At 66.4% G+C, this 18402-nt stretch carries 9 protein-coding genes; 7 read left to right on the top strand and 2 right to left on the bottom strand.

Annotation, left to right across the window (positions count from 1 at the left end; translation table 11 throughout):
- The first annotated feature begins 150 nt into the window (after positions 1-150).
- From ACZK2G_RS09480 to ACZK2G_RS09490, 3 genes are all read left to right on the top strand, one after another.
- Positions 151-717 carry a TetR/AcrR family transcriptional regulator gene (locus tag ACZK2G_RS09480; protein ID WP_136638731.1) on the top strand — a complete coding sequence of 189 codons (567 nt, stop codon included), beginning with the start codon at positions 151-153 and terminating at the stop codon, positions 715-717.
- A gap of 373 nt (positions 718-1090) precedes the next feature.
- Positions 1091-7264: a CshA/CshB family fibrillar adhesin-related protein gene (locus ACZK2G_RS09485; RefSeq protein WP_478475357.1), complete on the top strand. Its 6174-nt coding sequence runs from the start codon at positions 1091-1093 to the stop codon at positions 7262-7264.
- Entirely contained in the window at positions 7261-10950 is a 3690-nt protein-coding gene (locus ACZK2G_RS09490) for a TonB-dependent receptor (protein WP_478475359.1), read from the top strand. Before ACZK2G_RS09485 ends, ACZK2G_RS09490 begins: the two co-directional genes overlap by 4 nt.
- A 65-nt stretch (positions 10951-11015) precedes the next feature.
- Here ACZK2G_RS09490 and ACZK2G_RS09495 read toward each other — a convergent pair whose 3' ends face one another.
- Both ACZK2G_RS09495 and ACZK2G_RS09500 read right to left on the bottom strand, forming a co-directional pair.
- On the bottom strand, positions 11016-11375 hold the full coding sequence (locus ACZK2G_RS09495) for a response regulator (protein WP_006362973.1): 360 nt from the start codon (positions 11373-11375) through the stop codon (positions 11016-11018).
- The gene (locus ACZK2G_RS09500) at positions 11365-12528 is read right to left on the bottom strand and encodes a two-component system sensor histidine kinase NtrB (protein ID WP_426353627.1); all 1164 of its coding nucleotides are present in this window, start codon (positions 12526-12528) and stop codon (positions 11365-11367) included. The genes ACZK2G_RS09495 and ACZK2G_RS09500 overlap by 11 nt, the downstream gene beginning before the upstream one ends.
- Before the next feature lie 152 nt (positions 12529-12680).
- Here ACZK2G_RS09500 and ACZK2G_RS09505 point away from each other — a divergent pair, with 152 nt between their 5' ends.
- From ACZK2G_RS09505 to ACZK2G_RS09520, 4 genes are read left to right on the top strand one after another with little or no spacing between them, the layout of a single operon-like run.
- On the top strand, positions 12681-15824 hold the full coding sequence (locus ACZK2G_RS09505) for a response regulator (RefSeq protein WP_478475361.1): 3144 nt from the start codon (positions 12681-12683) through the stop codon (positions 15822-15824).
- Entirely contained in the window at positions 15821-16645 is an 825-nt protein-coding gene (locus tag ACZK2G_RS09510; protein WP_046984717.1) for a CheR family methyltransferase, read from the top strand. Before ACZK2G_RS09505 ends, ACZK2G_RS09510 begins: the two co-directional genes overlap by 4 nt.
- Positions 16645-17220 carry a chemotaxis protein CheB gene (locus ACZK2G_RS09515; protein WP_046984718.1) on the top strand — a complete coding sequence of 192 codons (576 nt, stop codon included), beginning with the start codon at positions 16645-16647 and terminating at the stop codon, positions 17218-17220. Before ACZK2G_RS09510 ends, ACZK2G_RS09515 begins: the two co-directional genes overlap by 1 nt.
- On the top strand, positions 17217-18350 hold the full coding sequence (locus ACZK2G_RS09520; RefSeq protein ID WP_136638735.1) for a hybrid sensor histidine kinase/response regulator: 1134 nt from the start codon (positions 17217-17219) through the stop codon (positions 18348-18350). The genes ACZK2G_RS09515 and ACZK2G_RS09520 overlap by 4 nt, the downstream gene beginning before the upstream one ends.
- Positions 18351-18402: the final 52 nt, after the last annotated feature.

An 18402-nucleotide genomic window follows, 5' to 3' on the forward strand; every position in this document is an offset into this window, starting at 1 on the left:
TGTGACGCGTTCCCTGCCATGCACCGACCCGGGTGCACCGGACGCAGCTCCGTTGTAGCGCATCTGTGATTCGAGTGAATCAATTTTGATTCAGCTTATTAATTGATGATTCATGCTAGCGTGTTCGTACCCCCTGTTTCCGACCCTTTCATGCGACCCGCCACCGCCCGCCCACGCCGCGACCTGCACCACGCCCTGGCGGCCACCCTGGTCAGTCATCCGCGCTGCACGCTCAGTGAGCTGGCGCGGGGTGCCGGCATCAGTCGCGCCACCCTGTACCGATTCGCGCCGACCCGCGAGGCGATCGACGAGGCGTTGTTCGCCGCAGGCTTCGAGCGCTTGGAGGCAGCGGCCAGTTGGTTCGACGATGGCGCGGATGCACAGCATGTGCTGGAGCAGGTCACCACCACGCTGCTCGCCGATTGGGAGCTGGTGACCCTGGTGTTCGCGCGGATGATGGAAGAGCAGCAGCGGCAGGGTGACCTGCATCTGCTGCCAGAACGCTGGGCAACGATAGGCGATCGATTCGAAGCCTTTTTCCTGGGTGGTCAGAAGACAGGCGAGTTCAACGTCGAATTCAGCGCGGTGTGGCTGGCGGACTTCTACTGGACCTGCTTCTACGGCATTACCTGGTCGCTTGCGCGTGGCCGCATGGCACCGGCATCTGCAGCTTCCACGCTGCTCGCATCGTTCCGTCATGGTGCTAGGACGGCCTGATAGGGGTGTCCGCGGCGCGCAATGCGCCGCGATGTGCTGCGGCGTGCAACTCGCGCCGAATTCGCGTGACGTCTTGCCGGAAAGGGCGTTCGCACTGCCGGAATCGTGCACGGTGTCGCACTTCCGGGTTGCTACAACTGTGGTCGTCGAATAACGCCGGAAGCGGCAAATTTAAATGAGACGTTCATCACACTTTTGTTGCGGTGCGGTATCGTAGTTGCAGAACTTCATACCTGACCAACGGGGTCCAGGGACGGTTGTAGTGGCCATGGAGCCGGCAGAACGTGCGTCCGCGCGTGTGGCCAGGCCCATGAGCTCGTCCCACGCGACCCACTGAACAGCGGCTCCACGCGAGCCGACCGGGGAAATCACCATGTGGCAGTCGACGACGTCGCGCATTCGCGCGGGCGGTGGATGCGTTCATCCCAAGAAAACCCAGCAGTGCTCAAAACCCGGGCGCTGGATCACCCGCGGCCTGCTGTTGCTGCTGTCGATGGCAGTGCCGTCGTTGGGGTGGGCGGCCGCGTATGCGACCGGCGGCAGCAGCCCGTATCGCAACACGGTGTTGTGGTTGACCTGGGGCGGCGGTGCCAACGGAGTGAACAACGTCGTACTCAACGATGGTGCGACGTCATCGATCGACCTGCCCATCGCATCGGGCATCAACCTGCGCGTCGACTGCCGGTTGAACACGGCCGAGACCAACGTGCTGCGCAGCTATCGTCCCGGCAACTTTGGCGGTGACAGCCTCGACGATCTGTACAACATCGGCGGTACCGGCAGCAGCAACCAGCTGATTGCCGGCATTGCGCGTGCCGGTGGTACATCCAGCTTCAGCATCACCTGCACCTCGACCGTGGGGGGGGCGCCTTATCGCCTGCGTGGCGTGGTGATGGCCGACGCCGAGTCGATCAACAACAGTGGCGAGTTCGTTGAGGCCAGCGCGCAGGGCACCTGGAACGTGGTCGAGGTCCGCAAGAACCTGGCCAACAGCACGCCGTATCTGGTCAACAAGTCGACCAGCGGCGCCAACCAGGTGATCCGCTTCGGCCCCGGCAACGACGACAACACGGCGGCGGTCACCTTCCTCAGCTTCGACAACGCTGCGCATGCGCCTGGCAACCTGGCCGTGAACATGGGTTTCTCGATGCGTGGCAGCGGGACCACCGCCATCGCCATCGGCCTGCTGGTGCCCTACGCCGACTTCGGCGATGCGCCGCGGAGCTACGGCGATGCGATGCACGTGGTGGATGACCTGCAGTTCCGCTCCGATGGCATTCCGCAGGGCAGCAGCAACTTCAATATCAACACCGCGGCGTACACACCGGGCGGCCTGGCGCCGCCGTTGACCGACTTTCTCGGCAGCCTCGGCCCGGATACCGAACAGCAGAGCAGCTACAGCCTGGATGCGCTGGGTGACGATAACTCGCCCGTTGCTGGCAGCCGCGAAGAAGATGCATGGCCGAGCAGCTACCGCTTGACCGTGATGCAGGCCGGCACGCAGATCAACCAACCGGTGGCTTGCGTGGGCAGTGGCAGTGTGGCTGGCTGGATCGACTTCAACCGCAATGGCAGCTTCGATGCCAATGAGCGCAGCGCTATCGCGGCGTGCAGCGGCGGGCAGGCCAACCTCAGCTGGAGTGTCCCGAACACAGTGAGTGCCGGCACCAGCTATGTGCGCCTGCGCTATGCCACCAACGCGGCGCAGATCCAGAACCCGACCGGCGTGGCCGATGACGGCGAGGTGGAAGATCACCGGATCACCATCACCGCGCCATCGCTGAAGGTGGTGAAGAGCAACAACGCTACCGGTGGCATCTGGAACTACGGCCAGGCCGGAACCCAGTACACGCTGACGGTGAGCAATACCAGCGACGTGCCGACCGGCAACCCGCCGAACGTGCCTGCGGGTGTGATCACCGTGCGCGACCAGCTGCCTGCCGGCATCGTCGCGAACTGGGCGGGCGTGCATGTGAGCGGCAACTGGAGCTGCACCGCCAGCGGCCAGGATGTCACCTGCACCAGCAACCAGGTTCTCTCCGCAGCGGGCAGCGCTGGATCAACGTCAGCGTTCACCCTGCCGGTGACGGTCACCGCCGCAGCGACTGGTGTGCTGACCAACCACGCCAGCGTGGGCGGTGGCCACGATCCGTTCAACAACGGTACGCCGCCAACGCCGGGCAGCAGCTGCACCGACGCCGACCACTGCACGCGCAGCGATGTGACCGTGCCGGTGACGCGCGTCAGCTATGCCAAGCGTTCCAACACGGCCGGCCCGGTCGCGGTGGGTGCGACGGTGAGCTACACCGTCGACGTCACCGTGGCCGATGGCAATACCCGCGATGTGTTGACCCTGACCGACACGCTGGGCACCGGCCTGGATTTCGGCAGTGTCAGCAATGCCGGCTCGTTCACCTGCAATGCGGCCAATCCGTTGGTGTGCACGCTGCCGGCCGGCACGGTACCGGGCACCTACAGCCTGAGCTACACCGCCACCGTCAACGCGCAGGCCAGCGGCCAGGTGGTCAACACCGTGGTCGGCACCGGCACAGATACGCCGACCTGCAGCAGCAACTGCACCACCACCACCCCGGTGGCGGCACCGAAGATCTCGGTCTCCAAGGCCAGTAGTACGACCGGTCCGGTCGCGGTGGGCGACAGCGTCGCCTACACCGTCACCGTGGTGGTGGCTGATGCGCGTACCACGGCGGTGGCCACGCTGACCGATACGCTGGGTACCGGCCTGGACTTCGGCAGTCTGACCAATGCCGGCGGTTTCAGCTGCGTGCCGGGCAACCCACTGGTGTGCACGCTGCCGGCTGGCACCGTGCCGGGCAGCTACGCGTTCTCCTATACCGGCATCGTCAACGCGCAGGCCAGCGGCCAGGTGCGCAATGCGGTGGTGCCGAGCGGCACCGACAACCCGTCCTGCGTGGGCAGCTGCGATACCACCACGCCGATGGCCAGTCCGCAGGTGGTGTACGCCAAGCAGGCATCCACCGGCGGCCCGGTGCGCGTCGGTGACCGCATCGACTACACGCTGAGCGTGACCGTGACTCGTGCACGCACGACGGGTGTGCTCACCCTCACCGATACCCTCGGCAACGGCCTCGACTTCGCAGGCGTGAGCAGTGCGGGAGCCTTCACCTGCAATGCCGCCAATCCGCTGGTCTGCACACTGCCGGCGGGCATCGTGCCTGGCACCTACAGCCTTACGTACGGCGCGACCGTCAACGCACAGGCCAGCGGCAGCGTGCGCAATGCCGTGCTCGGCAGCGGCACCGACACGCCGTCGTGCAGCGTGAACTGCGACACCACCACGCCGGTGGCAACGCCGGGCGTGAGCTACGCCAAGTCGGTGAACAGCACCGGTCCGGTGTCGGTGGGCGATCGCCTGACCTACACACTGACCACGGTGGTGACCAACTCGCGTACCACCGCTGTGGTGACCCTGACCGACACCCTGGGCACCGGTCTGGACTTCGGTTCCGTGACCAGCACAGGCGCCTACGGCTGCAATGCCGCCAATCCGCTGGTGTGCATGCTGCCGGCCGGTACCGTGCCGGGCAGCTACAGCCTGTCCTACACCGCCGTAGTGAATGCGCAGGCCAGCGGCCAGGTCACCAACGCGGTGCTGGGTAGTGGTGGCGACAATCCGTCGTGCACGGCCAACTGCGATACCACCACGCCCGTGGCAGGCAGCGAGATCGATTACCGCAAGACCTCGGCCGCTGCAGGTGCGGTGAAAGTGGGCGACAGCATCGCCTACACGCTCACCGCCGTGGTCAGCCGTTCGCGTACCACGTCCTTGTTCACCCTGACCGACACCATGGGCCCGGGTCTCGATTTCGGCGCGGTCACCGCCAGCCAGGGCTTCAGCTGCAACGCCAGCAATCCGCTGGTGTGCACGCTGCCGGCCGGTACCGCGCCGGGCACCTATGCGGTGGATTACACCGCAAAGGTGAACGCGCAGGCCAAGGGCAGCGTCAGCAATGCGGTGCTGGGCAGTGGCACCGGCACCAATACCTGTACCAGCAACTGCGGCACCACCACGCCGGTGCTGTCGGCGGTGGTGACCTACCGCAAGCAATCGAGCACGGTGGCGCCGATCGATATCGGTGATGCGGTGGACTACAGCGTCGAGGTGACGGTCGCCAATTCGCAGACGCTGGATGTGGTGACCCTGACCGATACGCTGGGCCGCGGCCTGGACCTGCAGTCGGTCACCCAGCCCGGTCCGTTCACCTGCAACAGCAGCAACCCACTGGTGTGCACGCTGCCGGCCGGGACCGCGCCGGGCACCTACACACTGGGCTATCGCGCGCGAGTCAATGCGCAGGCCACCGGCAGTGTACGCAATGCGGTGCTCGGCGGTGGCGGTGATACGCCCACCTGCAGCGGCGACTGCAGTACCGAACATGCGTTGGCCGACCCGCGTGTGGTACTGGAGAAGCAGTCCGGCCCGGCCAGCGGCACCGATGTTCGCCCAGGTGACCGCCTGAGCTACACCCTGGTTGCCACCGTTGAGCGCGCTGCCCTGCGCCAGCCGCTGCAGCTGGTCGATACACCTGATGCAGGGTTGAGCATCGAAAGCCTGCCCGCTGGATGTGCGCAGCAGGGCGCGGACATCGCCTGCACGGTGCCGAGCGGTACACCGGTTGGTCGCCACGAATACGTCTACCAGGCGATCGTCAACCAGGAAGCGCGGACCCAGGTGCTGAATCGTCTGCGCGGGCAGTACCCGGATGGCTCGCCGCCCCCGGAGTGCACGACCTGCGAGACGCATCACAAGGTGATCTCTGATTTCTCGCTGCGCATCACCAAGACCGCCAACCCGCGTCGGGTGAAAGTGGGCGACCTGGTGCGCTACCAGCTGGTGGTGGAGAACGTGGGAGGCAGCCACTGGCGCGATGGCGTGGTGGTCGATACACCACCGCCGGGCTTCAGCTACGTGGATGGCTCGATGCGCGTGGCCGACGATGACGGCGCATTCGCGCTGGCCAGCAGCCAGTCGCCGCTGCGCATCGGTGCGGTGGACATCGCGGTGGGTCGCAGTGCCACCATCACCTATCTGCTGCGGGTGGGCGCCGGTGTGCGCAGCGGTACCCACGTGAATCAGGCGGTAGCGACTGCCGATGACGGCAGTCCGTTGTCGAACGTGGCCACTGCTGAAGTGGCGATGGATGCGGACCCGCTGCTGGAAGACAGCCTGGTGTTCGGCACCGTGTTCGACGATCGCGACGGCGACGGTTGGCAGGACAGTGCCGAGCTGAGCGGCGTGCGAGTGCAAGGCGGGTTCGCTGCTGCGGCCTATGTGCCGGGCTCGACCACGCTGGACCGTGGTGAAGGCCCGCAACCGCTGGCCGATGCCAGTACGCCGCTGTTGCATGGCGTGCAGATCGGCGTGGTGCACGGACGCGCGTCGACCTCCGACACCGTCGAGGTGCATCAGGTGGTGCTGCGCCAGCGCCTGCGCGAGTTGGCCTTCAGCGATGACTTCGTGCTGGAGAGCGAACAGGGGCATCGCTTGCGGATGGATGCGCAGGGGGGCACGAGCGTGCAGCTCAGTGGCGATGCCGGCAAGGGCCTGACCGCCGCCGCGCCGACCGTCCGCCGTGAGATCGCACGCGTGGCCGATGGCTACGAAGTGGCCTATGTGATCGGCAACGAGGGCATCCAGGAGCAGGGCATTCCGGGCGTGCGCCTGGCCACGGTGGAAGGCCTGCTGGTGGAGACCGATCCGTTCGGGCGCTACCACCTGGCCGATGTCCACGGCGGTGATGCACGCCTGGGGCGCAACTTCATCATCAAGCTGGACCCGGCCACGATACCGGCCGGAGCCGAGCTGACCACCGAGAATCCGCTGCTGCGACGGGTCACCCAAGGCGTGCCGACGCGCTTCAGCTTCGGCGTGCGCCTGCCACCGTCGCCGCAGGCTGCGACCGAACGCATGGAGCTCGCCCTCGGCGAAGTTCTGTTCGCTCCGGGTAGCAGCGAACTGCGTGCCAGCTATCACCCCGTGCTGGCGAAGATGGCCGAGGTGGTGGACCGCTACCAGGGCGGGGACGTGGTGATCGCGGCCAATGGCGAAAGCCAGGCGCTGGCATTCGCCCGTGCGGCGGTGGTGCGCGATGCGCTGCAGGCCGAAGTGGCAGAGAGTGCGCGCGCAGGCCTGACCGTGCAGCTGCGTACCGACGTGCAGGATCCGCACTCGCTGCTGGCCGGTGTCGATGCCGCTGGCGCGCTGCTGGGCAACGTATTGTTCGACACCGACAAGGCGGTCGTTCGCGAGGAGTTCAAGCCGCTGCTGGCGGCCATCGCCGCGCGCCTGGAGAAGATGGGGGGTGGTCAGGTCAGCCTGGTCGGGCACACCGATGTGCGCGGCAGCCATGCCTATAACCAGGCGCTGGGCCTGCGTCGTGCCAATGCCGTGTTCGAGGCGCTGCGCAGTCAGCTCAGCCCAGCCGTGCAGCAGCGCCTGCGCGTGCGCAACGAGGAGAGCGCCGCCACCCGCGCGGCCGCCCGCCAACAGGAGGCACGCCGATGAGCGCGCATCACTCTACCGCGCGTCGCGCGGCCCACCTGCAGCGCGCCGTTCTGTACCAGGCGATGCTGCTCGGGCTGGCCGGTGCCGTCCAGGCGGCGCCGCCCGCCGCCGAGCCAACACCGATCCGTTGCGACGGCAACCAGTGCAATGCCGAGGGCGAACTGCTGTTCAGCCTGCGCTCGCGCAGCTATGACGAGCCGGTGACCGAAGGCACCTCGACGCGTTCCAGCTCGCAGGCGCTGCAGCCCGATCGCCGGGTCAGCGTGGCGATCGATGAACCAGGCAAAGCGACGGTCCGGGGCGAGTTCATGATCCGCCTTCCGGAAGGGGGCGCGATCTGGGCCACCGAAGACCCGGCCATGGGCCAGCCAGAACTGTCGGTGTCGGCACCGGGCATGGTCGCTTTCGACGAAGGTCGCATCGTGCGACCGGTCGAGTTCTATGTGCGTGGCAACTACACCGCCTTCATCCAGCGGTTGGAAGTGAGCCTCTATCGCGGCAGCGACACCGACCGCGTTGCACCGCTGGCGCAGTTCGAACTGCCGGTGGCCGCCGTCGCACAGGGCAGCTGGGATGGCACGCTGCCGGCCTCGACACCGCTGCGTCGTGGCGACCGCCTGGTCTATGTGCTGCGTGCCTTCGATGCCGAGGGCAATGTGGATGAGACCACCGCGCAGTCCATGCAGCTGGTGACCCCGGCGGAGTTCGAGCGTGGCAACCAGCAGTTGCGTGACGCGCTGGAGGACCGCCGCGGGACTGCGGTGGATGCCAACCAGGCAGCGTCGTTGTCGCTGCTGCAGCAGGTGTTCGACAGCAACGGCCTGCGCCAGCAGAACATCCCGGTGTACGGCTCGCGGGTCCGCCTGCGTGGCCGTGACCTGCCGCTCGGCGCCGCGCTGAAGATCAACGGCGACAGCTATCCGCTGGACCAGGACCGCAAGTTCGCTGCCGAGTACCTGATGCCGATCGGCCACCACGCCTTCGACGTGCGCGTCGAACGGCCGGATGCGCCGGCCATCGCACGCACGCTGGAGGTCGATGTCAGTGGCCGGTACCTGTTCGGTGTCGGCCTGGCCGACATCACCGTGTACCAGAACAAGGCCAGCGGGGCGGGGCAGGACCTTGCCCGCGGCGAGCGTAACGATGACGTGCTCAGCGATGGTCGTCTGGCCTTCTACCTGAAGGCCAAGACCCGTGGCCGCTACCTTCTGACTGCGCAGGCCGACACCCAGAACCGTCCGCTGGACGAGCTGTTCACCGGCTTCACCACCGCCGATCCGCGCGACCTGTTCCGCAGCCTCGACCCCGACCTGTACTACCCGACCTACGGCGATGATTCGCTGACCCAGCGCGATGTGGACAGCATGGGGCGCTTCTACCTGCGCCTGGACTGGGACAAGAACCAGGCGTTGTGGGGCAACTACAACACCGGGCTGACCGGCACCGAGTACGCGCAGTATGTGCGCTCTCTGTACGGTGCGGCGTTGTCGTGGCGATCCCGTGGTGCCAATGCCTGGGGCGATGCGCGCAGCGAACTGCGCCTGTTCGGGTCGCAGGCCGAAACCGCGCCCGGCCACAGCGAGTTCATCGGTACCGGCGGCAGCCTGTACTACCTGCGCCATGCCAGCATCCTCAGTGGCTCGGACCAGGTGGTGCTGGAGATCCGCGACCGTACCACCGGCCGTGTCGAGCAACGCGTGCCGATGGTGCGCGGCGCCGACTACGAGATCGATGCCCTGCAGGGCCGCATCCTGCTGACCCGGCCGCTGGCCCAGGTCAGCCGCGAGAACCTGCGCCGGATCAGTCGCGACGTACCGCTGGACGGCTACGAACAGCGCCTGATTGTGGACTACGAATGGGTGCCGACCGGCTTTGACAGTGATGACATCACCGCCGGCGTTCGTGGCAAGCACTGGTTCGGCGATCACGTGGCGGTGGGCGCCACCTATGTGGACGAACAGCGCGCCGGTCAGGACTACTCGCTGAAGGGTGCGGACCTGACTCTGCAGGCAGGCCGCGGTACCTACCTGAAGGTGGAGCACAGCCGCAGCGAGGCGACCAGTGCGCCGGTGTTCTTCTCCGACAACGGCGGACTCAGCTTCAGCCGGCTCAATCCAGAGGGGCCGCGCGAAGGTGAGGCGACGGCGGTCGAGGCCCGCATCAACCTGCGCGAGCTGGGTTGGACCCAGCGCGACTGGAGCGCCGGTGCCTGGTGGCGGCAGGTGGACGGAGGTTACTCGGTTGGGCGCTTCGACACCGGCCAGCGCGTGCGCGAGCAGGGCGCTGAGCTGCTCGGCTATGTGACCGACGACTTCAGCCTGTACGCGCGCTACAGCGAGGCACGTCGTGGCGCGCAGTCGCTGATCCAGGCGCAGGCAACCGCCGAATGGCGGATCGGCGACAACGATCGACTGTCGGCCGAGCTGCGCCGGGTGCAGGAGGATCGCGGCAGTGGCGGCAACGTGGCCGGCGTGCTGGCGGCCGCACGCTACACCCATCGCATCGGCACCTCGCTGGATGTGTATGGCGGTGGCCAGTTGACCGTGGACGACGACCACGGCCGTTATGCCGACAACGATGCGGTGGTGGCTGGCGGCACCTGGACCTTTGCCAACCTGTCCACCGTCGGCGCTGAAGTCAGCGATGGCGATCGCGGAACCGCGGCGCAGATCAACGCCGAGTACCGGCTGACCCCGCAGCACAGCTTCTACGGTGCGTTTACCCAGTCGACCGACCGCAGCGAGTATGACCCGTTGTTCAGCCCCAATGCGCAGGATGGATGGACCCTGGGCCAGCGCTGGCGGCTGTCCGACCAGGTCAACGTGTTCAACGAAAGCCAGTTCTTGAAATCCGGGCAGGAGTCCGGGCTGGCGCACACCTTCGGCATGGATTTCTATCCAGCGGTGGGTTGGAATGCGGGCTTCACGCTGAGCAACGGCAAGCTCGACGCCAGCACCGGCCAGGTCGACCGCAAGGCGGTGAGCCTGTCCGGCGGGCGTACCTCGCCGGGCACCGAGTGGCAGAGCAAGCTGGAGTGGCGCCGCGATACCGGCGCGGAGCGGCGCACGCAGTGGGTCAGCACCAACCGGCTGAGCCATCGCCTCAACGACAGCTGGCGCATTGCGGCGCGCTTCAACTACGCCGATACCGATGATGCGATCAATCCGGTCGCGGGCGCGCGCTTCATCGAAGGCAACCTCGGCTTCGCCTACCGCCCGTGGGACAACGACCGTTGGGCGTTGTTCGGTCGCTACAGCTACCTGTATGACCTGTCGACAATGGGCCAGGTCAACGGCGTGGACTACGACCAGCGCACCCAGGTGCTGTCGCTGGAAGGGGTCTACCGCATCGATCAGCGCTGGGAAGTGGCGGCGAAGGCCGCCCGCCGCGAAGGCAAGGTGCGCTACGGGCGTGGCACCGGCCCGTGGTTCGATTCAGCCACCAGCTTTGCCTCGGGACAGCTGCGCTACGACCTGTACTACCAATGGCATGGCCTGCTGGAATACCGCCTGCTGGATGTGCGTGACGGCGGCCGCCGTCAGGGGTGGTTGGCCGGTGTCGATCGCGATATCGGCCGCAACTTCCGCGTCGGCGTCGGCTACAACTTCACCGACTTCAGCGATGACCTGACGAAGTTCGACTACACCCACCGCGGCTGGTATCTGAACCTCGTAGGACGCTATTGAGGAAGGCAGCCGAGCGTGGGCTCGGCTCTACGGCACGGACGTGCCGGGCATTGCCCGGGCAGGCCTCACGCCTGCTTCAACAGCTCCACCAGCTGGCGCAGGCGATAGGGCTTGGGCAGGAACTCGACCTGCTCGGGCAGCGGCGGCAGCTGCGAGCGGGCGTAGCCGGATGACAGGATCATCCGCGCCTGCGGCTGATCGCGCGCCACATGTTCGCTGAGTTCGATGCCGGACATGCCGTTGGGCATGCTGATGTCGCTGAACACCACGTCGAAGCGTGCTTCACCCTTCAACAGGGCGGCCGCTTCGTGTGCATCGGCGGTCGTCGCCACGTCGATGCCGAAATCGCGCAGGGCCAGGCCGATCATCTCGCGAAGATCGGTCTGGTCCTCCACCATCAATACACGGATCGGGTCATCGGTCATGGGCAGGTTCCTCCATTGCGGGAAGCAGCAGGCTGACCGTGGTGCCGACACCGGGCGTGGTGGACACGTCGACGAAGCCGCCGCTCTGGGTAGTGAATCCGAACACCTGGCTCAGGCCCAGGCCGCTGCCTTTGCCGATGTCCTTGGTGGTGAAGAACGGTTCGGTTGCCCGTTCGGCGATTTCAGCGGCCATGCCATGGCCCTCGTCGCAGACACTGAGGGTGACGTAGCCACGTTGCAACGTGGTGTCCGCATCCGGGTCGAGGCGATGTTCCAGCGCGGTACAGACCAGGATGCGACCACCGTCGAGGGTCGCCTCCACGGCATTGGCCACCAGGTTGGCCAGCGCGGTCTGCAGCTGCATCGCATCGGTGCTGACCGGTGGCAGATCCGGCGTGAAGCGGGCATCGAGCACGACCGAAGGAGGGCAGGCACGCTGCAGGTCGGGCAGCCACTGCTGCACCAGTGCATTGATGTCCACTGCTTCCCGGATCAGCGTCTGGCCGGTGCTGAAGGCCAGCAGCTGGCGGGTCAGCAGGGCGCCGCGGTCGGTGGCGGTCTGCGCAGCATCCAGTAGTTCGGCGGCGCGTACGTCGTCACCGCTGACGCGCAGGGACAGCAGGTCCAGCGCGTTGCCGATGGTGGTCAGCAGATTGTTGAACTCATGCGACAGCCCGCGGCTGAGTCGGCCGACGGTTTCGAACTGCTGGGTATGGCGCAGTGCCCGCTGGGCATCGCGCAGCAGCCGCTGTGCCTGCCATTGCTCGGTGATATCACGGGTGATCTTGACGAAGCCGAGCAGTTCGCCGGCTTCGGAGACCGGTTCGATCACGATGCTGGCGCGGAATGAAGAGCCGTCACGGCGGACCCGCCAGCCCTCGCTTGCATGATGGCCGTGCTGCGCTGCAAGGCGGAGCAGGCGCTGCGGTTCACCCGCCTCGCGATCGGCAGGCAGATAGAAACGACCGAAATGGGTACCGATGACCTCGTCGGCTGAATAGCCCTTGATGCGCTCGGCACCCGGGTTCCAGCTGCATACCCTGCCATCGGGATCAAGCAGATACAGCGCATGGTCGCGCACGCTGTCGATCAGCAATCGCAGTTGTCGGGAAGGGTCCGTCAGCACGGACGCCGTAGAAGCTGCTGCGTCCACGTTGAAATGAGCATTACCCCTGTGAGGGACGAAAAGCTAGGCATTGAAGTGTGAAGGATGCGTGCAGGCGAGACGCGTGCCAATGGTCCTGTGCGGCTGAATGCGACACGGAGTACCATCACCCACCTTTTTGTCTACTGGAGCCGACCCGCATGCGTCCTGGTGCGACCACGCGTGACCGCTGGATCTGGATGACCTCCGCTGTGCTGCTGGCCGCAACCATCGCGCTGGAGCTGGTGGTGCCGCTGGGCTATGCGGTATGGCTGGCCTACTTCCTTGCCGTGGGCGTGACGGTGTTCCAGCGCAGCGCACGGGCACCGTTCGTTGTGGCAGTGCTTGCCTGCATCCTGCTGATTGTCGGCTACAACATCGCACCGGCCAGCTCGAACTCGGCATTCTCGTTCGTCAATCGCAGCATCGGCGGCGGCGCATTCCTGATGATCGCGCTGATTGTTTCCCGTGCGATCCAGGCCCGGCGCCAGGCGATGCGCGCGTTGTGGCTGCAGGAGGCGGAGAACGCAGTGGCGATGAGCCTGCGCGGCGACCTGGGGCCGGAGCAGATCGCCGATGCGGCAGTGACCCGTCTGGCGGAGCAGCTTCGCGCCGACGTGGGGGCGGTCTATCGGCTGGAGGGCGGACGGCTGCAGTTGACCGGTGGCATGGCGCTGCCCTCAGGCACACCCGCCTCGTTGTCGTTGCAGGAAGGACTGGCCGGGCAGGTCGCGCGTGATGAACGCATCCGTCACCTGCACGGCGACGAGGCAGCCGTGCTCGAACTGCAGACCAGCCTGGGCCGGTTGCCGGTGCGCGAACGCATCCTTGCGCCGATCAACAGCGATGGCAGCGTGGTGGGTGTCATTGAGCTGGGCCGGGCGCGCCTCGGTGACCAGCAGGGCCTGGACGACGAACTGCTGGAGCGCTGCGCCGAGACCATCGGCATGGCCCTTCGTGCGTCATTGCTGAGGGCGCAGCTGGTGGTCCTGCTGGAAGAATCGCAGCGTCAGGGCGAAGAACTGCAGGCCCAGCAGGAAGAGCTGCGTGTGGCCAACGAGGAGCTGGAAGAGCAGAGCCGCAGCCTGTTGCAGTCACAGAGCCATCTGGAAGAGCAGCAGGCCGAGCTGGAGCAGAGCAATGTCCAGCTGGAAGAGCGCACCCATGAACTGGAGGCGCAGAAGCAGGCGCTGCTGGTTGCGCAGGGGCAGTTGGTCCGCAACAGCAATGAGCTGGCTGCCACCTCGCGTTACAAGTCCGAGTTCCTCGCCAACATGTCGCACGAACTGCGCACGCCACTGAACAGCTCGCTGATCCTGGCCAAGCTGCTGGCCGACAACAAGGACGGCACGCTGACCGAGGAGCAGGTGAAGTATGCCCGTGCGATCCTGTCGTCCAACAATGACCTGCTGGCGTTGATCAACGACATCCTCGATCTGTCCCGCATCGAGGCCGGCCACGTTGAGCTGGCCGATGAAGTGGTGGTGGTCGACAGTGTGCTGCAACGCCTGCGCGAGACCTTCGAGCCGATGGCGCGGCAAAAGGGGCTGGCGCTGGAGATCGAGGCCGATGCACTGGCACCGACCCAGCTGATGGCCGACAACCAGCGCCTGCAGCAGATCCTGAAGAACCTGTTGGCCAATGCCCTGAAGTTCACCGAGCACGGCAAGGTCAGCCTGCACGTGCGCGCTGGCGGCAGTGGACGCGTGCGTTTCGATGTCTGCGATACCGGCATCGGCATCGCCCGCGAGCAGCTGCCGGTCATCTTCGAGGCGTTCCGCCAGGCCGATGGCAGCACGCGTCGCCGCTACGGCGGCACCGGTCTGGGCCTGTCGATCTCGCGCGACCTGGCCGAGCGCATGGGCGGCAGCATCCAGGTCGACAGCGAGCCGGGACGCGGCAGTTGCTTCATCCTTGAGCTGCCGCTGCAGGGTGCGCCGGCGTCCGAAGCTCTCCCGGCGACGGGGACGGGGACGGGGACGGGGACGGCGACGGAAACTGTCCTGTTGCCAGCGGCGGCACCGGCACCGGCAGCCGCTCGTGTTGTGGCTGCGCCTGCGGCTGTGCCCCCGGCCGCTGTGTCGATGGCAACTGCGAGCGTGGCGGATGACCGGGGCCGGCGCCAGCGCGCCGGTCGGCTGATCCTGGCGGTGGAGGATGACACCACCTTCGCCGAGGCGCTTGTGGCATTGGCCCATGAGCTGGACTTCGACTGCGTGGTAGCCAGCACGGCCGAAGAAGCGCTGGCGCTGGCTGCCGAGTTGCGCCCGAACGGCATCCTGCTCGATATCGGCCTGCCCGACGTTTCCGGTCTGAGCGTGCTGGAGCGGCTGAAGCGCAATCCGGACACGCGCCACATCCCGGTGCATGTGGTTTCGGCGATGGACCGCAGCCAGGTGGCGCGCGAGTTGGGCGCGATCGGCTTCGCGATCAAACCGACCACACGTGAGCGTCTGGCAGCGGCCATCGAGCAGCTGGAACAGACCAGCCGGCGCGATGTACGGCGCCTGCTGATCGTCGAGGACGACAGCGAGCTGCGCCGCAACCTGGAGCTGCTGCTGGGCCGCGAGCAACTGCAGATTGTCGCCGTCGGTACACTTGCCGGGGCGCTGGAACAGCTCAGCACGGTTACCTTCGATTGCATGGTGATGGACCTGTCGTTGCCGGATGGCAGCGGTTACGACCTGCTCGAGCACATGGCCAACAACGATGACGTCGGCTTCCCGCCGGTGATCGTCTACACCGGCCGGGCACTCAGCCGCGAAGAAGAGCAGCGCCTGCGCCGTTACTCGAAGAGCATCATCATCAAGGGCGCGCGTTCGCCGGAGCGCCTGCTGGACGAAGTGACCCTGTTCCTGCACAGCGTCGAGGCCAGTCTGCCCAGCGACCAGCAGCGTCTGCTGCGGGAGGCGCGCCGCCGTGACACCGTGCTCGACGGCCGCACCGTATTGCTGGCCGAGGACGACGTGCGCAACATCTTCGCGCTGTCCAGCGTGCTCGAACCGCTTGGCGTGACCCTGGAGATCGCGCGCAACGGCCAGGAGGCGGTTGACCGCCTGGCCGAGCGTGAGGTCGACCTGGTGCTGATGGACATCATGATGCCGGAGAAGGATGGCCTGGCCGCGATGCGCGAGATCCGCGCGCAGCGCCACCTGCAGGACCTGCCGATCATCGCGTTGACCGCCAAGGCCATGCCGGACGACCGCGAACGTTGCCTGCAGGCCGGTGCCAATGACTACATCGCCAAGCCGATCGATGTCGACAAGCTGGTCTCGCTGTGCCGGGTCTGGTGCTCGCGGCAATGAACGAGCAGGCGCTGTTCGATCTGGAACTGAAGGTGTTGCTGGAGGCGTTGTACCAGCGCTACCACTATGACTTCCGCAGCTATGCGGTGTCGTCGCTGCGCCGGCGTATCCGCCAGGCCATGCAGCGTTATGAGTGCGAGCGCCTGGCGGACCTGCAGCATCGCCTGCTGCACGAGCCGGAGCTGTTCGCCCAGGCCATGCAGTTCTTCACCGTGCAGGTCTCGGAGATGTTCCGGGACCCCGCCTATTTCCGTGAGCTGCGCGAACAGGTGGTGCCGGTGCTGCGCACCTATCCGTCGGTGAAGCTGTGGGTGGCCGGTTGCAGCACCGGGGAGGAAGTGTGGTCGCTGGCGATCCTGCTGCATGAAGAAGGGCTGCTCGAGCGCAGCATCGTCTATGCTACCGATATCAATCCGGCCGCGCTGGCCACGGCCGAGGCGGGCGCCTATGGCATCGACCGGATGGCCCAGTTCAGCCGTAACTACCTGGCTGCCGGTGGCACCGCGTCGCTGTCCAACTATTACGCCACGGCCTACGATGGCGCCGTGTTCGACCGCCAGCTGCGTCGCAACGTGGTGTTCGCCGACCACAGCCTGGCCACCGATACCGTGTTCTCCGAAGTGCATCTGGTGTCGTGCCGCAACGTATTGATCTATTTCAACCGTGATCTCCAGGACCGGGCCGTGGGACTGTTCCGCGAGGCGCTGGTGCACCGGGGATTCCTCGGCCTGGGCAGCAAGGAGTCGCTGCAGTTCGGGCGCCACCACGATGCCTTCGAGGTCTGTTCGCGCGAGCATCGCCTGTACCGGAAGGTGGCCTGATGGCGGTGCAGGTTCGCCCAGCGGTGCTGGTGGTCGGTGCCTCCGCAGGAGGCGTCGCGGCGCTGCAGGCTGTGCTGGGTGCGCTTCCGGCCAGGCTGCCGGCGCCGGTGCTGGCCGTGTTGCACCTCCCGCGCGACCGCTCCAGCCGCATTGCCGAAGTGCTGGCGCCGTACTGCGCGCTGCAGGTGCGCGAGGCGGAGGACAAGCAGCCGCTGCAGCCCGGAACGGTGACGTTCGCCCCGCCGGACTACCACCTGCTGGTGGAGGATGCCGGCGCGGTGGCGTTGTCGGTGGACGCGCCAGTGCTGTTCTCGCGCCCGGCCATCGACCCGCTGTTTGAATCGGCCGCTGCGGTGTTTGGTCCGCAGGTGCTGGCGCTGCTGCTGACCGGCGCCAGCAGCGATGGCAGCGAAGGCGTAGCCGCTGTACGCGCCGCCGGAGGCCGCGCCTGGCTGCAATGCCCCGAGGAGGCCGAGGCATCGATGATGCCGGCTTCCGCCCTGCAGCATGCCGGCGCCGATGCCGTGCTGCCCCTTGAACTGATGTGTCGTCGCCTGAAGGAGTTGTTTGCATGAACCTGCTGCCACCGGACCCTGCGCAGTCGCAGTCCCCGGTCAACCTGCTGATCGTCGATGACGTGCCGCAGAACCTGGTGGCCATGCAGGCGCTGCTGCAGCGCGAGGGCGTCAATCTGTTGCTGGCCAGCTCCGGTGCGCAGGCGCTGGAGCTGCTGCTGGAGCATGAGGTCGCGCTGGCCCTGCTGGACGTGCACATGCCGGAGATCGATGGCTTCACCCTGGCTGAGCTGATGCGCGGTTCGCATCGCAGCCGCACGGTACCGATCATTTTCCTGACCGCCTCGCCGGATGATCCGGTGCGCGCGTTCAAGGGCTACGAAACCGGCGCGGTGGATTTCCTGCACAAGCCGGTGGCGCCGCAGGTGATCCTGAGCAAGGTCAACGTCTTCATCGAGCTGTACCAGCAACGGCAGTTGCTGAAGGCGCGCAACGAAGCGCTGGAGCGTGCGCTCAAGCTCAACGAGACGATGGCTGCGGTACTGACCCACGACCTGCGTACGCCGCTGTCGGCGATCCTGCTGTGTGCCGACAAGCTGGCGCTGGACATTCCGCAAGGCAACGCGGGTGCGCAGCAGACGCTGCAGTACCTGGAGGCCAGCACCCTGCGCATGGCGCGGATGGTGGAGCAGCTGCTGGACTTCTCGCGGATCCGCAGCGGCGGCCTGCGCCTGCAGGCCAGTACCTGCGATCTGGCCGAGGTCACCCGGGCGGTGGTGGCGGAGGTGGGGAGTGCGCATGGTGCAGGCCGGATCCGACTGGATACACACGGCGACACGCAGCTTCAGGGCGACCTGGATCGACTGGGACAGGTTGCAGCAAACCTGATCGGCAATGCGCTGACGCATGGCAACGAGGCACAGGTCGAGGTGGATGGCCGTGACCCGCGCAACGTGTTGTTGCGGGTGCGCAATGCCGGGGAGATCGATGCGGCGCTGCTGCCGCGCCTGTTCGAACCGTTCAAGGCCAGCTTCCACCAGAGCAACGGACTTGGCCTCGGCCTGTACATCGTCGATCAGTTCGTGCGGGCGCATGGCGGTCGTATCGGTGCCCGCAACGAAGCAGGGCAGGTGGTGTTCGAGGCGTTGTTACCGAGGCGCAGTGACGGAGCGCTGGCGGCCGCAAGCTGAATTCTTCAGCAAACGTTTCCCGATACTGAGACGGGCTCGTCCGCAACTGCTA

It is taken from the genome of Stenotrophomonas sp. 107298_Sma (assembly GCF_056480345.1).

Coding starts and splice junctions, on each gene's coding strand:
- ACZK2G_RS09480 (WP_136638731.1), top strand. CDS start 151: ATGCGACCCGCCACCGCCCGCCCACGCCGCGACCTGCACCACGCCCTG.
- ACZK2G_RS09485 (WP_478475357.1), top strand. CDS start 1,091: ATGTGGCAGTCGACGACGTCGCGCATTCGCGCGGGCGGTGGATGCGTT.
- ACZK2G_RS09490 (WP_478475359.1), top strand. CDS start 7,261: ATGAGCGCGCATCACTCTACCGCGCGTCGCGCGGCCCACCTGCAGCGC.
- ACZK2G_RS09495 (WP_006362973.1), bottom strand. CDS start 11,375: ATGACCGATGACCCGATCCGTGTATTGATGGTGGAGGACCAGACCGAT.
- ACZK2G_RS09505 (WP_478475361.1), top strand. CDS start 12,681: ATGCGTCCTGGTGCGACCACGCGTGACCGCTGGATCTGGATGACCTCC.
- ACZK2G_RS09510 (WP_046984717.1), top strand. CDS start 15,821: ATGAACGAGCAGGCGCTGTTCGATCTGGAACTGAAGGTGTTGCTGGAG.
- ACZK2G_RS09515 (WP_046984718.1), top strand. CDS start 16,645: ATGGCGGTGCAGGTTCGCCCAGCGGTGCTGGTGGTCGGTGCCTCCGCA.
- ACZK2G_RS09520 (WP_136638735.1), top strand. CDS start 17,217: ATGAACCTGCTGCCACCGGACCCTGCGCAGTCGCAGTCCCCGGTCAAC.